Below are 23266 nucleotides of genomic sequence, written 5' to 3' on the forward strand. Positions count from 1 at the left end.
GGCTGCCCAGTTTGGGTGGTCCGAGGTGAAGGTAGTGCACCTGCGCAGGCTCCGTCGGAACTACTGCGCCGGCCAGCTCACTTGATTCCATCTTTGAGTCGGGGGCGTCACGGTCGCCGATTCGGACCTCGATGCAACGTTTCCCTGGCCAGAGAACGTTTTGTGGAGCCCCCTGCCGGATTCGAACCGGCGACCCCCTGTTTACAAGTCGGCAATTCCCGGCCGTTCCCTGCGAGGCCCAACCTGCCCCAGTGACTAGGCGGAACGTGTCTGTTGATAGAACGACGTTACCTGGGGATCCCTCCTCGTTCCCCAAGCATCCCGGGAAAACGTCACAATAAACGTCACCTGCCATTGCACAAGCTGCCATGTAGCACTGTTTTGAAGGAAGGTCTTCACGCACCTCGGAAAGGCACTCAATCTCCTCATCCCAACCCTCGGAAGAGGTCTCCGTCAGCTAGAACGCCTCCAAGAAACGTGCGGAGCGTATCGTTCATCATCGTTCATTGTGCTTATGGCATCCGAGCGCGGCATCCCTTGGAAGAAGGTGACGTTCGCGTACCAAAGCTCGTGGTAGAAGTGCTTGTAGATGAATTGGACGAAGTCCTCCGGCGACATCGGAGCCTCGCAGGCAATGCGGCAGCTTGAAACATTGATCGTCAGATGCGCAGCGGGATGCCCCGGCCCGGCCGCCTCTGGGTCGAAATCGAACCGGATCGCGCTCTGCATTCTGACATCATCAGGGGACTCTTGGGCATGAAGGTCGAGGACATCAGCGACGGGATCAGTCTGTAGCAGATCTTGATCTACGGAGTACGGGCAGGGTATGTACGCAAGCCGGTGTGCGACCACTGTTCCGCCCACTACTCGATAGCGAATTTGCAGCAGTGCGCCATCCGGCAGTAAAGCTGCATATTCACCTGCCTCTGCCCATTTGCGGTAGGTGCGGACCGTTGGGTGCTCGACGAAGTCGACGAACTTCTGCAAGGGCGTAGCAGACCGCCACGTCACGGTTTCGTTTTCCACGACGATCGTGGCGGGTAAGAGGATTAGGCCCCGGTCAAGCAAATCGTAGAGGAGATCGCTAATCTTTCGCCGGAGACCATTAGGCGTCGTCATGGGGAAACGGGAGAGTGTTGAAGAACTCATTGAGTTGCCGAGCCAGCTTCGGCGGCACCTGCTCCAAGGAGATCTCATTGCGGTCGAGTGCCTCGGCAAGCTGCTCAAGGGTTACGAGCGCCTGACTTGCGGTGGCGTCGGACTGAAGGTCCGCGTTCACCCTGCGCATCTCGTCCATCTGACTACGAGTAGGGATGGGAAATTCCAGCTTGAAGTCCGCGGCACGCACGGCAGCCACCTCTGCCGCAATCCCAGCCATCGACGCACCGTAGCCACAAATGCGGACCCAGGCCTTGCTTCGGGTAATAGCCGTGAAGATGGTGTTTCGACGGCTGACCTCGTTGAAGACACCGCCCGCAAACTGCGAATCGAGAACGTACACCATCGGTGCTTCATTTCCCTTGGCGCGAAAAATATGGGCGACTGCTACGGACCCACGAACGAATACCTCGTCTTGGCCACTATTTACGCCCACCAAGTGGCTGACGATAGCGTGCTCGTTGAGAATACGAGCGAGTCGGGCGTAGCGTTTCTTAGACGTGTAGGCGCTAGGTAACACGACCAGAATGTCATCAGGCTCGAGTTCTCCCCGTCCAAGATCATCGATGATGCTTTCCGCAATCCATTTGTCTTGGTCTGCCTCGTCCGCGAAGTCACCGCGAAGGATGACGGCGTCGTCACTCGTCAGGCGCTCGGTGAAGTAGGCTGGCGAGCTCACTGGCGATCGCTTGAGTTCGACGCGTGCGCCCCGCCTCAAGACCCCGGAATCTACCTGATACCCGATGTCAGACCACAAGGCGGGATCATCAAAGTGCTGCACCAGTCCTTCGGGCCGGTAGATGCCGAACCCAATCGCATGAGCGGTGGCTAGTGCCCAGGGGGTGTTTCGGTAGCACACCGGCAGGACGATGTCGCGTCGAGGTTCGTTATCTCTGTTTGCAATGTTGATGACAGGCTCGCCAGTCTCTGTCGCACCAAAGAGTCCAGCGAGGTCGGCCATCTCTGCTTCATCGAGTTTTTGAAGCTCATCGTAGGCCCAGACGATCCGCTTCGGATGTTTGGTGAACAGATATACGAGCCGGAAGAAGGACGGTGGGAAATCTTGAGCTTCGTCAATGAGCACGGCGTCAAATATTGGCTCGATAGTTTGGTTCTCCGCCACCGCAAGAAGTTCATCGCATATACCTTCGAAGGCGGCATCGCGTCCGTACTTGCGCTCTGCGGCACCGAAATTCATAGGAGTTACTCCTAGGGCATCCGCAAGGCGAGTATACATTCCAACACGACTGCGCGAACCCCACCCATGCATGACGGACACACGATCCGGGTCTGGGAGATCATCCATATGAGCGAACGAGAACCGTCGGATGAGGTCCTCAAACTGCTGGTAGAGCGACTGGGACCAGAACGTGACAGCGATATTCCACGACTCATTCTGTGCGTGCAGAAGCGCAGCCTTCAGCGCGAGGACGATGGTCTTGCCTGAGCCAGCGAGGCCGCGGATGCGTTGAGGCCCCTCTGGTGTCTCAATAGCCGCTCGCTTCTGCCAAAAGTCTAGGTTCGCTATGCCACGCTCGATGACCTTCATGGTCGCTCCGCGACTAGCCCCGTCCTTGACCTCTGAACGGCGCTTGGCGGGACGAATCGTCGTCACCCGCTGCAGGGCCGCCTGAAGGTTCCGATACAGATCGACATCGAGACCGGGTTGCCCATCGATGAGCGGAGAAAGGGTCTCGAGGGTGGAAAAGACCGCCTCGCTCCTGAACGGAGGCGGCCCTGGATCTGTGCCGAACATTGTGATGGTGAGTATGCTGACTGCAAATCTACGGCCTACGCGGAGGTTGTCATGCCGAGATAGGTGACTTTCGAGCGCATTGTAAATTCGATCTTGTTCATCAGCGAGTCGCCGCCAGTCACTTTCCGTGTGCGGGACATCAGCGAAACGGAAGGCAACTAGGCCATGGGATTGAGAAACGAGTAGAGCGTCAATCTCCACACGGTCGTCGGCAGTCGCCAGCACCGGGTAGCCCAGGTACATCGTGCCCTCGTCCAGTAGTTCGGTCGCCAGTGCTGCCAGCTCATTCGCTGGAGCGTGATTTTCCTGCTGACCGTGCACTACTTCGAGTGGCATGTTTCTCCCCCCCAGGCCTCCGGAAAGCCTACTTTTAATTGCGTGAACCGATAGAGTGACCGCCACCGCCATCAACTAGGTGACACCGGCCGCACCACTCGAATCATAATGCGCTTTTTCTGCCTGGGTGACTTGGTTGATCTCCCACACTGGGGGTCCCTGAAGTTCCTGCGCTGGCCCAACTCCAATTTTCTCCCTCAGATATCCCAACAACGACATCGAACCGCTCGGCACTGTGCTGGTCCGCTCCCGCTCCGAAGACGCCGGCACTCCCCTCTTCGCGCGCCACCCTGCTGCTCACCCACGAGGTTGACGCGCTGCCGCTGGCCAACTTCACCTGCGACATCGCGCCGGTGCATCGAAGGGCTTCGAGTCCGAAGTCCGCCGCTGGGCGCAGCTCATCAGCGAACGGCCCCTGGAGACCTCCGGACTCACCGTCCTGTTCATCGCCGCCGCCCACCCCGACCGGTCGCGGCACACCAGCACCGACCCCCGCCACGAGATCTACCGGCGCCTGGCCAAGGTGCTGCGCGACTACCCCGGCACCGGTGCCGACTCCCCCGCGGCGCGCATCGGCGTCGCCTCCTGGGATCAATGGTTCCCGGCACTCCACGAGATGAGCGAATCATTCTTCACCATGCAGGCGGACTTCGCCCTGGGCCCGGGCACCGGACCGGCCCGCTGGGTGTCGCGCGGTCTGCTCGGAGACTACTCCTTCACCCCGTGGCACTCCTTCGATGCGACCGCCGTCATCGACAACGCACCGCTGCTGACCGCGACCTCGCACTGGCTGCGCAAGGGCGATCACACCCACCTGATCGGCACGCCCATGTCGCGCGCCGGCGTCGACGTCCCCCACCCGGCACCGGCCCGGCCCGAGCTGGTCACCGGCCGTCCACTCGGTGTCGCCGTCGGCCGCGGCGGCGAAGCGAAGCTCCCGGCCCGGCTGCGCATCCAGGGCTGAATTCCTAGCACCCACCTGACGCTCGGCGCATAATGCTCCCATGACGGAGGGTGCCCGCGGGTCGAGCCCAAAACGCTTCCTAGCGAAGGTGGATCTCGCTGTCACTCTTGGGACCGGAGCCGTCATCCTGTATGTCCTCCTGCGCCTGCCATACGCGATCTTTTACGACCGGCTGGGAACTTCTCCCGAGGAGCTCGGCCTGGATCAGGTGCGGCTTCTCGCCGAGGCATCGGTTCTTGTCGCACTCGTAGCCGCTGTTGCCCTCGTTCCTTGTTTCTACATCCTCGTGGGGGTGATCGACTTCTTCCTTGTGTTTCCCAAGTTCACAGCATCCCGCAGGATTGTTGGCGAAAGAGTGGAAAGACTTGCGACGATGCCGGACGAGGAATTCCGATCCTTGGCGGAGGAGTCAAGACAGCCGTGGTTGTCCAACAAGTGGCATCTGAAAATCTGGGACAAGAAGATCGACTCGTGGGAAGTGATCCGCTCGCTGGAACAGAAGAGGGAAAGGACACGGGAAGAAGACCGCGAGCTGAAGGGGCGTTTAAAGCGTCGATACGTCCTCTATGACGAGGCAATTCTTGCCTACGGTTTTCGGATAAAGGGGCGCAATCTCCACATGTGGTTCCTAGGATCTGTGCTGGTCATCCTGGTCTTTGCCTTGCCGGTCGCTGCAGGGTCTCAGGCGGACAGGGTTGTGGGATGTATGCAGGTAACCAAGATTCCCGGGTTTGCCTACGGAGGACAGGCTGTCGCGTTGCTGTCCAGCGACAACCTCAGACCACAGTTCGCTGACAGGAGCCTGTATCTGCTCGGTCAGTCTTCCGGTACCTACATTCTTTTCGACTGCAAGAACGACCAAACCCTTAGGCTTCCGGCGTCGGACTACGCGGTCGTTCACCAAGTGGAAGGGGCGACCCCCGCATAGTCACATGCTCAAGCGGGCAGAAAGAGAACCGTGATTTGTGGCAGCAACTGGCCGACACGGCCTCACTCCGGACTAAGGAGGAGAACATCCACACCGGTCACAATAAGGCGAGCTGCGCGAGGCCGCCTGAGCAGGATCACGAAGGGCCGTCCGGATCATCGGGGCGGCCCTTTGCTCTCTCCGCACACTCATCAGTACTTGCGATGTCGAAACGGCTGCAGGTTGCACCTGACCCGCGGAACGTACTGGGAATCCCTCGAGGAGCTCCAGGCGCTTCAGACGACGGTCTGAAGGGGTCCGGATGACCACGATGGCGATCCCCGCCCTGGCGACAGTTCACCCGGACGGGACCGCTGACGCGGCCGTTGGCGGAGCCCTGCTTCCCAACGGCCGCCGCATCCCCCTCAATGCCGCGCTGCAGGTGCTCATCCGTTACGCGGAGATCTACGGCCCGTTGGAGCTGACCACGGTGTTCCCGGATGGGCGGGTGATCTTCTCGGCCGTCACAGCCCATGGGATCACCCCTACTTCCGCTGCCGGCGGGCCCGGGGGCAGCACGGCCGCCGCGCCAGCTGCCGGACACTTCGAGGATGACCCGGACGTCGACGACATGCTTAAGGTGCTCGCCGTGGTGGTCAAGTCGCTGCCCAACCCGGAGTCGGACTCACCGGTATCCCGCAGCGCCCAGCGCTACCGGGCACCCGGACTGGCCACCTTCTGGTCCACCCGCACAGCAGCGCAGGCAGGGAAGGTCCACAACCTCTTCCAGGGCGCCGGCCTGTCGGGCGGGGACACCTCCACGGCCGTGCCGCCGCTGTCCGCCGGCGCCGGGCTCGGCGACGTGCCCGAGTTCGATGTGGAAGGCGATATGCAGCGGGCGCTGCTGAAGATCCATAAGCGGTCTCCGGTGCCGGTGAAGGCACTGCTTGCCGCCGCTGGGGCCCGGACGCTGTGCGTCGTTGCCGCCATGATGCTCTTCTAGGAGCTCTTCGCCTTCGGGCGGCTCTCGTCCATTGAGCTGAAGGACTGGAGGAGCTCATCTGAAACGGATATGAGGGCCAGTACGTCCATGAGGCACCGGTAATGCTCCTCCATTTCGGTGTCCCGCCGCTTCAGGTCGGTCATCAGCCTGCCGACAATATGAGCCCGGTTCTCGCCGGTGTCGATCCCGAAGTTGTAGGGTCCGTGATCCTTGGCCCCGGCGAAGGGGTCCCAGGTGAGCCCATGCCACTTGTCGAACAGGTCGCCGGGCAGCCATGGCAGTCCCGCGAGGAGGACCTGGGGCCGAACGACTGTTTCGAGCAGATCCTTGGAGCTCGCCAGTTCCTGGATCGGCTGACGCCCGTAATCACGCCGCAGCTCTGCGAACTGGTACACCGCGTCCGAGGCACTTTGCACTGCCTCGCGAACCTTCCAGACGAACTCCCTGTCATCCAGTGCGACCCCGCCCTCATCTCGGATGCGCCTGGCGGCACTGCCAATCAATCCGCGGGCCGTACTAAATGCCTGGATCGCCCCAAGAAGATCCTTGTCGCTGCTGACCAGACCTCGTGCCTGTGCGTTCATCAGCTTCGCCACCACGACGCCCAATCTGGCGGCTTCCTGCACGGCAACCCTCTCTTCCTGGTGCCAGGTCAGCGCCCGGATGAGGACCAGGGCAAGCGGAACACCGAAACATGCCGTGACCACAGCGGAGAAGAGGTTCAGCAAGAACGGCAGTCTGACCCAGGCCCCGTCGATCTCGAGCCGCCAGCCGATGAGGACGAGCACCACTCCAAGGGGCGGCAGTCCCACGACAAGGGTCTTGAAGAGGGTGCCTGAGTTCCGCCAGACGGCGCCCATCCGATGCCAGTCCTCCCCCGCCATACGGCCCCCTCTCCGCGGCAACATTCTGCCACCCGCGCCGCCGCCCGTCACCAGTTCCGGCGCATAGGAGCGGTACACATCACCGGCAGAAAGGCGTCGACATGACGTACCGAGACCTCCCCGAATTCATCGAGCTGGGCCCCCTGACCAGCCTCGGCTTCATCAGGTTCGACCCCAAGGTGGTCTCCACCCTGGGCGGGTCGGGCACCGGCATCTTCGATGACGACTCACTCGTCGAACCAGGGACGTTCCTGGACATTATCGCGCCCGTCGTTGAACGCATCGAAAACGCCACCGGCAGGCAGATCAGACTGGAGCGCCTCCCGCATCCGTCCGTGAAGGACGACCCGATCGTCTAGGAGGCCTACCGCCTGCTCTCCACCGGCCAGACCGCCGGGGTTTTCGGGATGGAGTCCGACGGCATGATCGAGCTCGCCAGGCTGATGAAGCCCGTGCGCAGTGAGCCTTCACCTAGGTGGGTTTCTACCGGGTCTGTGTCTGGGTGCCGGAAGAAACCCACCCCGGGACTAACGGTCATCCTCTGTTTGTCTGGCCTTACCAGGGCGGCAGCCGCGTCGATGACCCCGCCGGCGAATACCTCGTGCTGTATATGGGCGACACCGCCGCCCGGGCCGTCGTCCAGAACTTCGGCAACTACCCGCGGTGGACACCCGACGCCCTGGTGCCGCCGCCCGGGGAACCAGCGAAAGCCCGGCTCGTACTAACACTACGCGGGCGATCCTGAGATTCTCGACCTTGACGATCCATTTGTCCTGACCGAATGGGGCCTGCGTCCGAGCAGCGTGGCCACGCGCGACCGTGCCGTCACTCAGGAATGGGCGGCCAACATTCACGCCCACGGCTCCTACGCTGGGGTCAGCTGGTCAGCACGGTCATCGAAAAGAAGCTCCGACTCCCGCCTCAGCCGGAGAAGCTGCCGTTGACCAGGGCTTCGGCGGCGTTGAGAACACCTTCGAAGCGGCCCTCGCGCAGGGCGGTGACCGGCGAGTCGTCCTCAAGCCAGGGATTGGCCCCGATGAACCACAGCCGGGCGGTGTCCGGGCCTTCACTGTCAACCAGGACCTGCCACACGGCGCGGGCGGTCGTAATCCGTTCCGCTTCCGCTTCGTCGAGTTCGGGTCCATCGGCGGTCTGCCACTGGGTGGAGATTCCCGGGACGGGGTTCCCTGCGATGGCGCCGACGAGGGTGGGGCCGAGCGCGTTATTCAGCTCGCCGGCGACAGTGCGAAGATCAGGTCCTTCGGTATCCACGGCTTCCTTTCGGGGGACGGTGATCCAAGCCTAGCTCTTGCCCGCTTCGGACCGGTGGGCGGCTCCAAGATCGTCCGGGCGGCGCATCCCGTGGGCGGCCGACTACACCGCCGCTCGACGGAAGTCGAACCGCTTCCAGGTTGTCGTCGTCGCCGCACTGATCGTCATCCTGATCGGCTCGACCCTGGCCGCCGGCATCGGCGCCTTCTGACGAACGAGCACACCGCCGGCGGTCGCCGCAGCCCGGGTTCCGCCGCCGGTCCTTCGGCCCGCCTGTCGGGTCGTCGCGTTGTCGTTGTGGTCCGGCGGTAGCCGCTGTCCGGGTCGGCGGTGGTGATGGCGGGAAGCGGATTGGCATATTAAGAGGACTCGGGCCTGGCGGCCCTCGTCCTGAGCGTTACCGTCATGATTCCCGTCGTGGTGTCCGTTCTGTTTCCCCCGTTGTGAAGATCGTTTTGTGTCCTTTCTGTCTGCGACCCCTTGGGCGCTGCGCGCCCTGCGGGTAGAGGGTGTGGTGGCCGGGGGCGCGCTGCGCGCCCCCGCGGTGTGGTGCCGCCAGCTGCGGCGGCCGCTCGCTTCGCGCCCTGGCCAGCCTGGCTGGCTACCTGGCACGGTTCTTCGGCCGGGATGCCGCGGCTTCGCCGCACGCATCCGCCTCGTCTTCCACTCTGACTTCGTCATGACAATCAGGGGCTGCGCCCCGGTCGTTCTCTGGTCGGCCGTGCGCGTTGGTGTCAGCGAAGTGATGCCCTGCGGGCGGCGGGGGTGTGGGGCATCCGGGTGGAGCGTGACTCCAGGCTGTCTCTTTCCGGAATGGCTTCACGGGCGGCGCTGCGCTTCCGCCGTCCTGTCTTCCGTGCCGTCTTGCGTGGCGGTTCACGCTTCGTTTCCCAGGGGGCTGCGCCCCAGGTGTGTGGGTCTCACCCGTGCGGGCTGCGTCGGCCAAGGAGCTCTCAGCGCTGCGCGCAGCTGGTGCCCGCTTCGTGTGCGGGCTGGTGTCCGACACGATTCGCGGATCGCGTCCCAAAGAGCACGGCCTGTCCGGCCCCGAGCCCAGTGCACTTTACTGTGGCCGACCATTTCGACCCGTCCCGCGTGCTGCTGCGCGGCTCGGCTTCCTTTCCGCTTTCCCTGGCCGATGGCCACCGCGCGAAGCGCTGCCTCGCAACGGAGTTTCAGCCAAGCGTGTTGCTGCCCCGCGCCCGTTTGAGTACACCACGAATACAGCCCAGAAGCGGCGGCCCGGTTCAGAGCAGCACATCGGCGATTCGGGCGATTTCCCACGGAATTTCGCCGTCGTAGATTCCCCGTATCCCCGGTTTGTGGTCGCTGGGGCGCTGAGGGCAAATCTACGCATGTTCCTGGGTATGGAACAAGTCAGTCACCGGTTCTCGCGCGCCGGAGGCGGCGACACGAACCCCAGGACTTTCGGTCAGCGCGCCGGAACGTTTGCCTCGACTCGACTCGGGCAACCTGCGCGTATGAGCAGCGTAGCGCTCCAAGCAGGACACAATGGAAACAGAACTTCAGCTCCTAGAACGGAAGAAATTTGACGCTCGCACCGACCGGACCGAACCACCTGACCCAGCAGCAATTGGAGTCCACGCTCTGGGCCGCAGCAAACGCGCTTCGCGGGCCTGTCGACCCTGGGGACTTCAAGGCGTATGTCTTCCCCGTAATGTTCTTCAAGTGGATTTCAGACAACTGGGATTACGAGCGAGCACGAGCTCTCCGCGATTTCGGGGACGATCTGACCGATGAGCTAGCTGCGACCCTGCACACCTTCACAATCCCTGAGGGCTGCCATTGGGCCGATGTCATCGGTACAGCCGAGCACACGGGCGACAAGCTAGGCAAGGTGCTCGCCCGCGTGCAAGCACTGAACCCAGATTCTCTCCCCGGCGTTTTCGGCGACGTGCAGTGGGCAAATCAGGACCGGCTGCCGCAGAGCGCACTCATGGCACTGCTCAACACCTTCAACGCCGTACGCCTAGACCCGGACTCAGTAAGTGGCGACATGCTCGGCAGCGCCTACGAATATTTGCTACGCGAGTTCGCCGAAGCCTCAGGAAAAAAGGCTGGCGAGTTTTTCACCCCTCGTCACGTAGTGCACCTGCTCGTGAAATTGCTCGAGGCAAAAGAAGGGGACGAGATCGTCGACCCAGCCTGTGGCTCGGGCGGAATGCTCGTTGAGATGGTGACCGCCGTGCGTGAGGCCGGCGGCAACCCGAACACGCTAAGTCTCCAAGGCCAGGAGATCAACTTAACAACCTCGGCGATTGCCAAGATGAACCTCTACCTACACGGGCTCGAAGACTTCAGGATTGCCCGCGGTGACACTTTCTCCGACCCGAAGTTCCGACAGGGTGACGGGCTCAAGAAATTTGACATCGTAATCGCCAATCCCCCGTTCAGCCTGCAGAACTGGGGTGCCGGTGCGTGGGCGTCTGACCCCTTCGGGCGCAGCAAGTACGGCCTCCCACCGGCCAAAAACGGCGACTTCGCTTGGATCGAGCACATGGTGGCCTCCATGAAGGAAGACACCGGACGCGTCGGCGTCGTCATGCCACACGGAATCCTCTTCCGCGGTGGCAAGGAAGCTGTCATTCGCGAAGCCCTCATTCGCGACGACCTACTTGAGGCCGTCATTGGCCTGCCGAACAACCTGTTCTACTCGACCTCGATCCCCGTCGCGATCCTGATATTTCGCAAGCGCAAAGAATCCGCACGCGCAGGCAAAGTCATGTTCCTCGACGCATCCAAGCGCTTCGTCAGCGGGAAGAATCAAAACACGATGTCCGCCGATGACATCAGGGCCGTCGATACCGCATACAAGACCGGCTCCGACATCGACGGTGAGAACGGTCTCCGTCTGCGCCTCGTGCATTGCGACGAAATCGAAGCTAATGGCTGGGACTTGAACATAGGGCGCTACCTCAAGGGCGAGGCGGCAGCAGAGGCGAACGTTGAAGAAGCCCTTATCGCTTACAAAGAGTCCCGAGAACGTCTTGCCCTCGCGGAGGAAACTCTTGTTGAGAAGCTGAAGGCGGCCGGTTATGACTTCTGATTGGCAGGAGTACCGTCTAGGCGACCTTCTTGAGCGACGCACGAAGCGGCTAGGGGCAGCGCCTGAGCCCACGGTGCTGACGTGTACAGAGAAACACGGACTGGTGGACCAAGTGGTCCATATGGGGAGACGAGTTGCTACAGAAGACGTAAGCGGCTATAAGATGGTCCAGCCCTTCGACATCGTCTACAACGTATACCTTCTTTGGTTGGGCGCAATTGGGCAGAACCTGACCGGTGCACTTGGGGTAACTTCCCCCGTCTACGAGGTATTTGCAGTTCGCCCGACAGCCTACCCACCCTTCATCGGGTTGATGTTGCGACAGCCCGCCATGATTCAGCGATACGGAACGATCGCCATAGGAACTGTTCCTCGACGACGGCGCACTCCTTGGGAAGATTTTCTGAACCTACGGGTCACCCTGCCACCATTGCCCGAGCAGCGGCGCATAGTTGACCTGCTCGGCGGCTTGGACGACACCATCGAATCAGCACGAGCGCGAGCGGACGCCGCCGAAGAGTTACTTAATGTGCACCTTGAAACTTGGCACGATGGATCAGTGGTTGAACTTGAGACTCTCGCGAAGCTTCGCTCCGGTCCCTCATGGAAAGCTTCCGACGAGTCACCTCAACCTGTACCTGGCGGAGAGCCTGTACTTGGCATTACAAATACCCCTGCAGGATGGGAGCTCGATCTCGCAGCTGAGAAGTATGTAGTTGGGCTACCAAGCTCGACAATGAGAGCTACGCCTTCCTCCTTGGTAATGATTAGGACGAACGGGAACCGCGCCCGTATTGGCAATGTCTATCGTGCCCGAGGAGAGATCGACGGTTATGCCGTGTCAGCCTTTCAGATTCTGATCGAGCCGAACGTGTCAGCCACGAGCCATCACTTGTACTGGTGCCTCAGCAGGCCTACTGTGCAACGCGCCATTTCAGAGTCCGCCAGTGGATCAACCGGTCTTGGCAACGTAGCAGTTGGCTGGCTCAAGAAATTGGAGGTGCCTGACCCCAACGCGCCGGGCATAGGACAATATCTAGACGCAGCTGAGTCCCTTTATGAAGTTGTCTACGCTTCACAGTTGCAGCTTTCTTCGCTCCGCGACCTCCGCATCGAGCTCCTCTCCGCTCTGCTGTCCGGCGCGCATACCATTCCGGATTCGTACGACGAATTGATATCCGTCTGATGGGCACCATCGCTCTGCCCACGCATGTTTTCTATAGAGTGAGCAGGACAGGATTGCAATCGGAATGGGGGCCCTGGTGGCAGGTTTCAATGAGTCGAGCACGGTGCAGGCGCCTGTGCTGGATCTGCTGGTCAGGTCCGGATGGAAGCATATCCCTGGCAGCCTACTGGATCGCCATACCGAGGACACGTTCATCGAAGCTGACCTCATATCTGCATTGGCGCGGTTGAACCCTGCGATCGCCGAGGAAGAATCCCGTGCGTCGGAGGTCCTCGGCCCGCTTCGGGCAATCACGCTCGCGGCCCGGGACGACGGTCTTGTTGCATCCAATCAGCACTTCCTCGAGTGGCTGCGCGGCCAGAAGACGCATCAATTCCAGGGCAGGGAAAGCTACGAGCCGGTACGCCTCATCGACTTCACGACGCCGAGCACCAACTCCCTTGTCGTCTCCGAGGAGGTCACGATGGGGACGCCCGGCCACCAGTGCCGATTTGACCTGGTCCTCTGGGTGAACGGCATCCCGATGGTCGTCATCGAGACCAAGACGCGCCTGCAGGTAAAGGTCACCTGGCTAAACGCCGCAAAGGAAATCCACACGGTCTACGAGCCGGGGTGGCCCGAATTTTTCGTGCCCAACGCCTTCTCGGTGGCAACCGACGGAAAGGAACTCCACTTCGGCGGCGTCGGTACAGACATCGATCACTGGGGCGTCTGGGGCCAGACGACTGAGGACATCGTCCCCGCCGGCTGGCCGCGCGTGAAACGCTCCGTCGAGCTTCTACTCTCCCCCGCCAATGTGCTGTCAGTAGTAAACGACTTCACCGCATTCGAGCTAAAGGGCCGCCACTCGAAATCCCCCACCCTCCATAAGATCGTGCCTCGCTACCCACAGGTCGAGGCAGTGGCTGCCATCCACGCCCGCGCTCTGCACCAGTCCAAACGCCAAGGCCTGATTCACCAGACGCAGGGCTCCGGAAAAACCCTCGCCATGTTGTTCGCCGCCGTCAAACTCGTCAAAGAACCACGCCTACAGAATCCCTCAATCGTCCTGATCGCTGACCGTATTCAGTTGGTCTCCCAGATGTACCAGCAGTTCAAGCGGGCCGACATGCCCGCTTTAGAAGCGCCCGCCACGGCCACCGACCTCCGCAGGATTCTCGCAGAAGACCGACGCGGGGTCATCTTCACTACCGTCCACAAGTTCCGGAACGCCGGTGTGCTCAACGAGCGGGAGAACATCGTCGTCCTTGTCGACGAGGCTCACCGGACACAGGAGGGAATGCTCGGACAACACCTGCGCCGCGCCCTGCCTAACGCCCGTTTCTTCGGTTTCACCGGAACACCGATTGCTGATGCCGACCGCAATACCTATGAGCTGTTCGGCGATCCCGAGGATCCGAACCACGCCATGAATACCTACGATTCGGACCGGTCGATCGCCGACGGCACCACTGTTCCGATGCACGTTGCGCCACGGCTCGTTGACTTTCACATTCGCCGGGAGGAACTCGATAAGGCGTTCGATGAACTGGCGCAGGAGGAAGGCCTGTCAGAGGAAGAGCAGGAGTTCGTTGCGGCGCGCGCCATTTCCACAAGAACGTTCTTCGCTAATCCGGAGCGCATCACCAAGGTCTGCACCGACATCATCGAGCACTTCTACTCGACCATCGATCCGCTCGGCATGAAGGCCCAAGTCGTCGTCTTCGACCGGGCGCTATGCGTCGCATACCAAGAAGAGCTCACCCGGCTTCTCAAGGAGCGTGCCGGCTCGACCCAGACTGTAGACCGCTCCGCCGTGGTCATGTCCGTCAACACCAAGGACGACCCAGCCTGGCAGCAGTACAAACTCACGGACGCCGCCGAGGAGGATCTGCTCGGCCGGTTCCGCAGCCTAGGCGACCCTCTTAAGTTTCTTGTTGTCACCTCCAAACTCGGCACCGGCTTCGACGCTCCAATTGAAGGTGTCATGTATCTCGACAAGCCGATGAAGCTGCACACGCTCTTCCAGACCATCACCCGGACGAACCGCAACTGGAAGAACCCGGCAACCGGCCAGGAGAAGCGCTACGGCCTCGTCGTCGACTACGTAGGCTTGGGCGACGGGTTCGCCCGGGCCATGAAGCCGGCCGACCCCGAAACCGCCCGCAAGGAACTTGACGTCGGCACACTTATCGATCTTTTCGAGTCCGAGCTAGAGACTACACTCGACCGCTTCGCCGGGATCGACAGAACCTCCAGCACCTTTGAGGCCCTGCAGGCCGCCCACGACCGCATCCCGGATGCAAAGGCGCAGGAGCGTTTTGCTGGTCAGTTCGGCGTGGTGCAAGGCATTTGGGAGGCCGTATGGCCAAACGAGCGACTCGAAGCCCACCAGGCGGATTACAAGTGGCTATCGAAGGTCTACGCCTCCGTCCTCCCGGCCGACACCACGCGCGACCTGCTCTGGCACCGCATCGGCGCAAAAACTCTTGAGCTGGTGCACGGCCACATTGGCCAGGTCTCCGTTGAAGACACGGGTGTCGACGTCGTCATCGCCGACGAGGGGACGCTCAAGCGCCTCTTGGAATCCGGTGTCATCACCGATGACGAGCCAGGTGAGTCCACCGTCCTCACTGCCAGCGATGTAATCATGAATATCGCTGCGCGCCTGAAGCGCAGGCTCGAGGGACCCAACGGTTCCCACGCTGCCTACCAGTCCCTGTCAGAGCGTCTTGAGCGCCTTCGAGAACGCCAGTTCGCAAAAGCCCAGGAATCGATCTCGTTCCTGCAGGAGATCCTTAACCTGGCGAGGGACGTTTCGGCCGCAGAGAAGGCTGAAGACGAAGCTGGTCTGGACGGCCTGAACCTGCTGCCTGACCCCCATATCGGAGCACTCACCCAGATCTTCGAGGAGTTCAAACCCGACGGCGCCCCGGTCATCCTCGAGAAGGTCGTGCGGGACATCGACGAGATCGTCAAGACAGTCCGTTGGGACGGGTGGAACAACACGAAGCGCGGCGACCGAGAGGTACGGACGGCCATCCTGAAGGTGCTACGCCACTACGGGCTTCCTTTGCAGGGCGAGCTCTTCGATCACGCCTACGCCTACGTGGCCGGGAACTACTAGAGCACGCACCCGCTTCGATGATGACCCGGGCAACGATGGGCCTCGTTTCAGCTGCCGGCGCACGAGGATCCTGTCTGCTTCGGTTCGGCTGATCCGGGTGGCGTGGGCTTTCCGGGTGCGCCAGTTGCAGCCCAGGTCATTCCAGCTGCGCTGATTGATCTTTGCGACAACTCCATCAGGCGTGGCCCAACTGGTCGCCGAGAATGACGGGTGTCCCGCCGATCGGTACGCCATGGAGTTCGGAGGTCATGGCGTCCTCTAGCACCGCCATAGCCTTCTCCTCCTCACCACGGGGGACCTGCACGATGAGCTCATCGTGCACCGGCAGGAACAGCGCGTCACGGTGCAGCCCCGCTGCAGCTTTGAGGGTGTTCCTCTTGAACAGGTCAGCGGCTGTGCCTTGAATTACCCAATTGACCGCACGATATGGGTGTTCCGGGGTCCTAGGCAGACGTCGGCCGTAGGCCGTGGTGAGCGATCGACCGTTCGACGCATCGGCTTTGATCCCGGCCATCCAGCGGGTCATGGCTGGATAGGAAGCCTTCAGGCGGCGGATGACGCCCGCTGCCTCACCCTCTGCCAGCCCGAGGTTCGCTGCCAACGCAGCTCGGCCTTGCCCATAGGCAATTGCAAGGAAGGCGGTCTTCGCGATCTTCCGACTGCTCGGATCACCTCGGGATTCTTCGCCGTATACAGCCACCCCAAGTTCGGTGTAAACGTCCCCCTTCACGCCTTCGATGAGGTCCGCGTCCTGGCTCATCGCTGCAATGACGCAGGGCTCCACCCGGTTCAGGTCACACCCTACGAGGACATGGCCGGGTTCGGCGACGAGGAGGCTCCGCAGCGACCCTTGGAGATTTTGAATAGCCGGTCGGCTGATCGACATGCGACCCGTCTGTGCGCCAATACCTCGTATCGTCGGGTAGATCCTCCCGTCGACCTGCTTCTCGGCAATCTCGTTGAGCTTGTTGGCGGTGCCGGCCGCTTCTCGGATTTGTTTGAACGCCCGCCAGTCATCGTCGGCGTCCTTCGGCACGAACGCACGCCCAAAATGCTTGTGGGAGAGCGTCGCCTTGCCTTCGCGGTCTTGCACTCGGATGCCACGGGAGGCGAGCCATTGCCTCGTGGCATGGCTGTTCGTCGTCAGATCGATACCGAAGCGCTCTACCGATTCCTGCCGCTTGGTCGACAGTTCGCGCATCTTGTCCTCAAGCATGTCCCGGTCGACTCTGTACCCTCGCGCAGCTGGCCAACGCCAGACGTCCTCTACCTCTGTCTCCATCAAGCCCAGGTCCCATTCCTCGCTGGGAGCACCGACGGCTTCCGCCCATTCGGCGACGAGGCGCGCGCACTCAACGGAATCGGTGGCCACGTATTCAAGGAGAACCGAATCATCGGGCTGCATGCCGGCGACGGCGGCCGCGACCCATGACCGATCCCGGGCAATGTCGACCGGCTGTCCGGTCTTTTGCGACCAGTGATGAGCCAGCTTGCTGAGAGCGGCGCGGGTGTCGGGCCGTAGATCCTTGAGTGAACCGCGACGACTGTCAATGATGTCCGGATCGAAGGTCTTCACCAAGGTCAGGGAGCATCGTAGATTGCGAAGCCGCGCCTGATACGCCTTGTAAAGAGCACCTGCATCATAGGTTGCGTTGTGGGCCCACAGCTGCCGGCCGCTCCGCACGGCCAGTCCTATGCATGCCATCACCAGGCTCTTGTCAGATCCGTCGATGATCACCGCGTGCCCCTCCGATGTCCCAAAGCACACCTGACGAACTGCAAACCCGGGGGCATGAAGGTCGAGCCCTGTAGTTTCTACGTCGATAGCGAGATGACCGCTTGGGTGAAGCGAGAGCCATTCGGCGAAAACTCCGGGGGTGGTGCCGTGGGCGAGGTATACGACCGTGGCTAGGCCCTCGGCGCGAGCCTGGGCGTGCGGAAGCGCATGTGTCATGTGATGTCCTTGCTTTCGGGATTTCAGGCAGCGTCGAAATCGGTGACGTCGCCGGTCTCAACTTCCGGTTTGGGTGTTTCATCGCCTCGGTGCATCGAAGCAACATGGACGACAGGCGACGAGATTGTGGTGACTGAAGCTGCAGGCTGGACCGCGTGGAGGGGTTGCACGCCTGCACCGTCCAGGACGGTGTAGACGCGGAACTTGTTGCCACGCTTGGCGTCCCGTCGAACGTCGAAGCGATAGATGGCACCGGCGTGTGGCACCGAGGTGTCGCGACGGGCAGAGATAGCTCTTCCCCAGGACTTGATCAGGCCCGCGTCACTTACGCCCAGCGTGGGCAGGAGGGAGGTTGGAAGGTCGAGCGCAGTCCGATTGGTGGCGCTGAACGCGTCATGCGCTTCTTTGGCGGTAACGTATTGATTTTCGCCGAACCGCTTAACCCAGGCCTCCATGAGAGGCGCCCATTCGTCGGCTTCGTCGTCGTTCTCTTCGACGAACTCCCGGCGCCCCTCCGAGAAAAGCTCGATGGCCCGGGTTCCGCTCACGTCGACGTAGTAAAGGGAGCTGCCCAGTACGGTCATCCACTCCTCAAAGCTGCCGTACCCCTTAGGCAGGGAGGAAAGCGAAACGGGGTGCTGCAAACCATAGGCAAGGATGGTGTGGAGGGCAGCCAGCAACTGTGGGCGGTTCTGCTTGATCCACGTCATGAGGTCGTCGTGGCGGAAGCCGGTGCGTTCGAATGCGAGGATTGAATCGCGGTTGACCATACGGATGGGGATGAATCGACGATTGCTGTCGCCGCCGACCTCAACGTTGTTCCCACAGACCGTGATGAGCATCGGCGGGATGGACACCTCTGTTGAGCTCCCCAATACGCGCCAACGGGTGGAGCCGTCCGCGGTGATGAGTTCCATCAGAACCTTAGAGTTGACCCGGTCACCGCGAGGCAGTTCATCCACGTGCAGGTGTTTTGTGCCCGCTAGTACACCGGCCACCACAGCCTTTGTAGTCTCCACGTCTGTATCCCGCGAGTACCCGACACCGGTATAGGCGGATGAGCCGTTGGCGATGTAGCGCGTCCCACCGGCAAGGAGCGACTTCCCGGTACCCCGCTCGGCAGCGTCAAGAAGCCAACCAGGGCACGGTCCGTAAAGATTTCGACTGGCGGCGGTGAGCAGATAACCCAGAGCCCGGACCTTGTCCCCTTTGGTCTCGAAGGGAAAGTCCACTAGGACTTCGTCGAAGACGAACTCTGCGGCCGACTGCACAGCAGGGAGAGTCGGGGACGCCGGGACCTTGTACGCGGCCCAGAACGCGCGTTCTCGGTGTGGGATCGCTACCAACGCGTGCTGAAGCGGGTGATGCCCGGGGGCGCTCACGGTGCTTCCGTCCGGTAAGAGAACCGGTTCCGTCGCCGCGTAGCGCACTGCCGACATCCCCTCCGGCACACGACCGCTTGGCAGGACAGCCTCGATGATCGTGGAGGGAAGACCGTGCTGGTACTTGACTTCCTTCTTCACCCGTTTGACGGGCTGTACGACAGATAAGAGCAGCGTCTCACGCTGGGTCGGGTGCCAGCGGCGAAGCTCGTGCTCGGTACCAAGGGAGATGGGTGCAACCATGCTGCCGTCCTTCGGGTGCACGAGCGCAAGAACGAACGGAATACCTCGGGCGGTGGGGTGTTTTGCCTCCTGAAGCGCCTTGCCTATCTGCATCGCCAGTACGTTCCGGTTCGTGTCCTCGACACGGACCTCAGTTAGGCGACGGACCCCCAGCGGCCAAGGCTCATGACGCACTAGGCCGTCCGCCTGCAGTTTGGCCAACATAGCTTCGTAGTCACCGCCGAAGCGAAGAACACAGAGCACGTCTGCCGGTCGCATGTGCTTCTCTGGCCAGAGGGGTGTAGCAGACGTCGAGAATGTCCAGGCAGCGCCCTCGTGGCGTGGACCGCCCACCTGAACCAAGCCGTGCCCATCGGCCATCGACAGGTTGTGGGTGCCGGACTTGTCCTTGCCGTGGTGCTTCCACCCAGCATCGACAATCATTTGAGCCAGTTCATCATCCGAAACTTGGCGGTTGTACTGCGAAAGCATCGACCGCTGGCGGCCATCAAGGAGATTCGGGCCAACGATCTCGCTTAGCTTGGTTCTGGGCATCTCGTCCATTTCGGCGAGCAGTTCTGACAACTCATTGACTTCGCGGAATGAGAGGAACGGCATGGCGTCGGGACCACCTGACACCCGCTCATAGGGTTTGCCTGTCGCGTGTACGGCACCGTAGGAAGGAGCGGCGATAATGGAGCCCTTGCCGACAAGCAGTTCCGCGTAGGTCTGGCCGCCGCGGCGGACTGCCAATGAACCGCTGACGCCCTTGAGCTCCGCCGCATATGCACTGTCAGGGGCCTCCACCCCGAAGAACCAGCGCATGCCGCCGGAGGGAGTGCGCTCTTTCCACCCGTTATCCAGCTGGGACCACGCCTCAGTGAACTGGAAGCGTTCAACGGCGGTGTCCCATTCCGTGCAGAACTCCGGATCAGCGCTCGCTTTACCCTCGAACTCGAAGGCAGTGAGGATGAACGATTTGCCGCCGCGTTCGTAAAGGGCTTTGGTCCCGGCGAAGACCGAAATACCCGTCGTTTCCCTTTTCACAACCTTGAGGAGGGCCTCCTCGGAGGACCGTATGACGGCTTCGTCGCCATCCATGAAGCCTTTGGGGTGAGCGGGCCTTTTCTCTGCGGCTAACGCATGGATCAGGAAGCCGGCTTTCGTCAGCTCTAATGCGGTCTCCTCCAGCCGCTGTGCCGGATCTATCTGTGGGTGAGTCATGTTCTCGTGTCCTTCGTGACGTTGTCGCAGCCGGGGGTTTGACGCCGACGGTGTGTGGGGCTGTAGAGCGGCAGGGCGGGGCGGTGCGTGGGGGTTGTATGGCCCGCCTAGGATGCCTGGTGGGGGTATAGGGGGTTTATTGGGGTTTCTGCCTAGGAGGTCCGGTGGAAGTTCCTTGGGGCCGGCACAAGGTTTTCTCTTGTCGATGGGCATCCGAATCAACCCCCTTCTCCCCGCTTTCCCCTAATAAGCTCTGGTGATGATCTGTGAATGGGGTTACGTGTCCCATACCGAGCCGGTTCTTCATTGATTGCCCTCCATTGATCCGTTGTTTCCGCGCGGCGACTGGTGCTCTTTTGCGCGCTTGGGATCCATGTGTGCGGCGATTCGGAAAAACCTCCCCGGCCCGAAATAATGGGTCGGTGCATGGGGACCGGGTATTACATGGGGATGCCCGGCTTCTTCTGCGGGAGTTCGCTGCATCCGGCTGGGGAGACACCTTCCGGCTGGCCTACGCTGATCCGCCCTACAACACTGGCCGGTCGGATCGCGGGCCCTTCTTGGACCACCGCTCCGACACGGAGTGGGCCGCCTTGATCAGTGATGTGGCCAGCGGGGTCTTGCCCTTGCTGACCGCTGACGGGAGCTTCTGGTTGCACGTCAACGACAGACAACTGGGCGCGGCGCAGGCAGCCTGTGATTCGGTGTTTGGTAGGGACCGCTTCGTTGGGACAATCACTTGGGAGCGCACCCGCCGGCCTAGCTTTATCCGGGGGCGGCATCTCGCCAGTACGACGGACTTCCTCCTGATTTATGCCAGGGACCGAAGGAAGTTGCGACCATTCACTGACGGCCTGACCGAGGTGGGGAAGCGCGTGCCGGTGACCCATCGCGGCAACACTCCGACCAGGCTGGAGTTTCCGGCCGGATCCGTTCGTTTCAACTGTCCGGATGGCATCTATCCTGCCGGCGACCACTCCTCGCCCGGCATAACGGCCGAGCTACTCGAGGACGTTGCCGTGATCGGCGGCATGAATGCTTCGCCGCTTCGCCTGCTCCTGCCCAGCCGGTACAGCCGGGCGTCGGTTCAGAGGATGGTCGAGGATGGGGCGCAGTTTCTTATTCCGAAACCGCCGTTCCGTCCGTCCTACCTCGCAGCCGGCGGGCGCGCAAAGGTTGTCTCCAACGTCTGGTCATGGCGGTTGGACGACCGCATCCCCACAAACGAAGACGCACATAAGGATCAACTGCGATCCGGCATCAGCCCGTTCCCGTATGCCAAACCGGTAGGTCTTCTCCGAAGAATCTTGGAAGTCGCAACGGAACCTGGGGACAGCGTCTTGGATCCTTTTGGCGGCTCGGGGACCACCGCCGAGGCTGCTCGACTGGCGGGGCGCGCATTCGTCCTCATCGAACAGCAGTCCGAGCTCATCGAACACTATGTTCGACCGCGCTTGGCCCGGGCTGGCAGCGTAACCGGGCCCTCGCCCGAAGGCTGAAGAAACTTCCGCTTCGTGAGTGAACTGGGTACTAAAAGACCGGATCGCGGCATCGAAACAAGAATGTCGGTGGTGCCTCATAGGGTCGGCGGTATGAGCATGGATCCCTTGAGCCGACTTGGTCCCCTGGAACGAGCGTTCAGGACTAAAGACAAGCAGTTGTTCCTCGAGACCATCGAAAGCCGGTGCACGAGAGATCGGCAGACTGGCTGTTGGCTGTGGAACGGTGCCCGCCGCTCAGAAGGCTACCCCTACATAGGGCGAAGCAGGTCGCAGCGTCTCGCTCATCGCGCCGTTTGGCTCGCCAAAATGGACTTCGTGTACGACAACAGTGAGGTTTCTGCGATCCACCACATGTGCGGCGTCAGAATATGCGTCAACCCGGAGCACCTAAGCCCGGCTACCGCTGCGGAGAACACCGCCGAGATGTCGGCTCGGAACGCGTTGCTCCAACGGATCGCTGTTCTGACGGAGGCGCTGAGGGTTGCTGACCCGGAGAATACCCTCCTCCGGCATGTGTGGTGGGGCGAGGCTGACGGCCCCCGGGAGATGCAGTTCCCGGCGGGCGGGACCTACGAGTCCAAGCGGCGGCGCGCGCGACGGATCATCGGCAGATCGACCCATCGGCTAAGGATTCAGGCGAATCAGGACCGGCGCTTCCAGCAAGTCCTTGACGTCGAAAAAGCGTATGCGCGTGGGGTCCCATTGAAGGAGGCGCTCAAGCAAGTGGGGATTGGCAGATCTGCGTACTACGACTGGCGCGCACAGCTAAGGAAGAAATTGGACGAGGGTGGCCGGGGAACCGGCTGATTCTGCACGCGAAGGCACCGGCCCGCATGGTGGTGAAAGCCGATGGACCCACCGACTCGACTCCGCTCTTCCAAGACGACATGCGAAAGGGCTTAGGCCATGACACCCTTGACACCTGAGCAGAGAGGGGCCCGCAGGGCCGAACTTCTCTGGGAGCTTGGGGAGATTCACGCTGCGTGGATCGAAAGGCACAAGGACAATGTCGACTTCCAACCCGAGCGTGACTCCAATCCGCATGACGGCCAGACCAGCGACTACAACCTCCACGCGTTGGACCGGAGCGCGACCGCCGAGCAGGAAGCAGATTTCGCGCGGGCGACCCGGCATATCCTCGACGAGCTCAAAGCACTGCGGGAGTCGTGAGGAACAGGCTCACCGATGACCAGCCGCCACACTCGGTCCGTAAGAACGGCGAAGCACCTGCCGAGGTGCTCGACATCAATGGCATCAAAACCCCTTCACCACCCACGACGCACCGGCAGTGGGCCCCAGGTGACTGTGGACTGACCCTCTTAAGGCGGGCCTGGCCGGCTACA

Annotated in this window: 18 protein-coding genes; 12 read left to right on the forward strand and 6 right to left on the reverse strand. The window is 61.6% G+C overall.

What is annotated here, in order from left to right; genetic code table 11:
- Positions 1-453: 453 nt before the first annotated feature.
- Entirely contained in the window at positions 454-1119 is a 666-nt protein-coding gene (locus GVV77_RS14165) for a DUF2290 domain-containing protein (RefSeq protein WP_159619403.1), read from the reverse strand.
- Entirely contained in the window at positions 1106-3250 is a 2145-nt protein-coding gene (locus tag GVV77_RS14170) for a DEAD/DEAH box helicase (RefSeq protein ID WP_159619405.1), read from the reverse strand. Before GVV77_RS14170 ends, GVV77_RS14165 begins: the two co-directional genes overlap by 14 nt.
- Positions 3251-3773: 523 nt before the next feature.
- Between GVV77_RS14170 and GVV77_RS14175 the strand changes: the two genes are divergently transcribed.
- From GVV77_RS14175 to GVV77_RS14185, 3 genes are all read left to right on the forward strand, one after another.
- Positions 3774-4214, forward strand: a complete 441-nt coding sequence (locus tag GVV77_RS14175) for a hypothetical protein (protein ID WP_159619407.1) — start codon at positions 3774-3776, stop codon at positions 4212-4214.
- 40 nt (positions 4215-4254) lie between these two features.
- Positions 4255-5142 (forward strand): hypothetical protein, encoded by an 888-nt coding sequence (locus GVV77_RS14180; protein ID WP_159619409.1) that lies wholly within the window; start codon positions 4255-4257, stop codon positions 5140-5142.
- Between the two features lie 301 nt (positions 5143-5443).
- Entirely contained in the window at positions 5444-6124 is a 681-nt protein-coding gene (locus GVV77_RS14185) for a hypothetical protein (protein WP_159619411.1), read from the forward strand.
- On the opposite strand, the gene GVV77_RS14190 is transcribed toward GVV77_RS14185, so the two are convergent.
- Positions 6121-7008 (reverse strand): hypothetical protein, encoded by an 888-nt coding sequence (locus GVV77_RS14190; RefSeq protein ID WP_159619413.1) that lies wholly within the window; start codon positions 7006-7008, stop codon positions 6121-6123. The genes GVV77_RS14185 and GVV77_RS14190 overlap by 4 nt on opposite strands.
- Positions 7009-7109: 101 nt before the next feature.
- Between GVV77_RS14190 and GVV77_RS14195 the strand changes: the two genes are divergently transcribed.
- A complete protein-coding gene (locus GVV77_RS14195) occupies positions 7110-7367 on the forward strand; it encodes a hypothetical protein (RefSeq protein WP_159619415.1) in 258 nt (85 codons plus the stop codon).
- Between the two features lie 116 nt (positions 7368-7483).
- Complete coding sequence (locus GVV77_RS14200; protein WP_159619417.1) at positions 7484-7753, forward strand: hypothetical protein; 270 nt, start codon at positions 7484-7486, stop codon at positions 7751-7753.
- 176 nt (positions 7754-7929) lie between these two features.
- On the opposite strand, the gene GVV77_RS14205 is transcribed toward GVV77_RS14200, so the two are convergent.
- Positions 7930-8280 carry a hypothetical protein gene (locus GVV77_RS14205; RefSeq protein ID WP_159619419.1) on the reverse strand — a complete coding sequence of 117 codons (351 nt, stop codon included), beginning with the start codon at positions 8278-8280 and terminating at the stop codon, positions 7930-7932.
- Positions 8281-8317: 37 nt separating this feature from the next.
- Between GVV77_RS14205 and GVV77_RS14210 the strand changes: the two genes are divergently transcribed.
- The 4 genes from GVV77_RS14210 (at position 8318) to GVV77_RS14225 (ending at position 15639) form a co-directional block, all read left to right on the forward strand.
- Complete coding sequence (locus GVV77_RS14210; RefSeq protein ID WP_159619421.1) at positions 8318-8491, forward strand: hypothetical protein; 174 nt, start codon at positions 8318-8320, stop codon at positions 8489-8491.
- A 1338-nt stretch (positions 8492-9829) separates the two neighbouring features.
- Positions 9830-11347, forward strand: a complete 1518-nt coding sequence (locus GVV77_RS14215) for a type I restriction-modification system subunit M (protein ID WP_159619423.1) — start codon at positions 9830-9832, stop codon at positions 11345-11347.
- Positions 11337-12533, forward strand: a complete 1197-nt coding sequence (locus GVV77_RS14220; protein WP_159619425.1) for a restriction endonuclease subunit S — start codon at positions 11337-11339, stop codon at positions 12531-12533. The genes GVV77_RS14215 and GVV77_RS14220 overlap by 11 nt, the downstream gene beginning before the upstream one ends.
- Positions 12534-12597: 64 nt before the next feature.
- On the forward strand, positions 12598-15639 hold the full coding sequence (locus GVV77_RS14225; protein ID WP_246199836.1) for a type I restriction endonuclease subunit R: 3042 nt from the start codon (positions 12598-12600) through the stop codon (positions 15637-15639).
- A gap of 175 nt (positions 15640-15814) precedes the next feature.
- Here the strand turns inward: GVV77_RS14225 and GVV77_RS14230 are convergent, their stop codons facing one another.
- Positions 15815-17377, reverse strand: a complete 1563-nt coding sequence (locus GVV77_RS14230; RefSeq protein WP_159619427.1) for a DNA polymerase — start codon at positions 17375-17377, stop codon at positions 15815-15817.
- Between the two features lie 239 nt (positions 17378-17616).
- Positions 17617-20421, reverse strand: a complete 2805-nt coding sequence (locus GVV77_RS14235) for a hypothetical protein (RefSeq protein ID WP_159619429.1) — start codon at positions 20419-20421, stop codon at positions 17617-17619.
- A 422-nt stretch (positions 20422-20843) separates the two neighbouring features.
- On the opposite strand from GVV77_RS14235, the gene GVV77_RS14240 reads away from it, so the two are divergent.
- The 3 genes from GVV77_RS14240 to GVV77_RS14250 all read left to right on the forward strand — a co-directional run bounded on the left by GVV77_RS14240 (position 20844) and on the right by GVV77_RS14250 (position 23093).
- Complete coding sequence (locus GVV77_RS14240; protein ID WP_159619431.1) at positions 20844-21920, forward strand: DNA methyltransferase; 1077 nt, start codon at positions 20844-20846, stop codon at positions 21918-21920.
- Between the two features lie 309 nt (positions 21921-22229).
- The gene (locus GVV77_RS14245) at positions 22230-22730 is read left to right on the forward strand and encodes a hypothetical protein (protein ID WP_159619433.1); all 501 of its coding nucleotides are present in this window, start codon (positions 22230-22232) and stop codon (positions 22728-22730) included.
- Between the two features lie 99 nt (positions 22731-22829).
- Positions 22830-23093, forward strand: a complete 264-nt coding sequence (locus tag GVV77_RS14250) for a hypothetical protein (RefSeq protein ID WP_159619435.1) — start codon at positions 22830-22832, stop codon at positions 23091-23093.
- The last annotated feature ends 173 nt before the right edge of the window (positions 23094-23266 follow it).

It is taken from the genome of Arthrobacter zhaoguopingii, assembly GCF_009828605.1.
Lineage (GTDB): Bacteria > Actinomycetota > Actinomycetes > Actinomycetales > Micrococcaceae > Arthrobacter_D > Arthrobacter_D zhaoguopingii.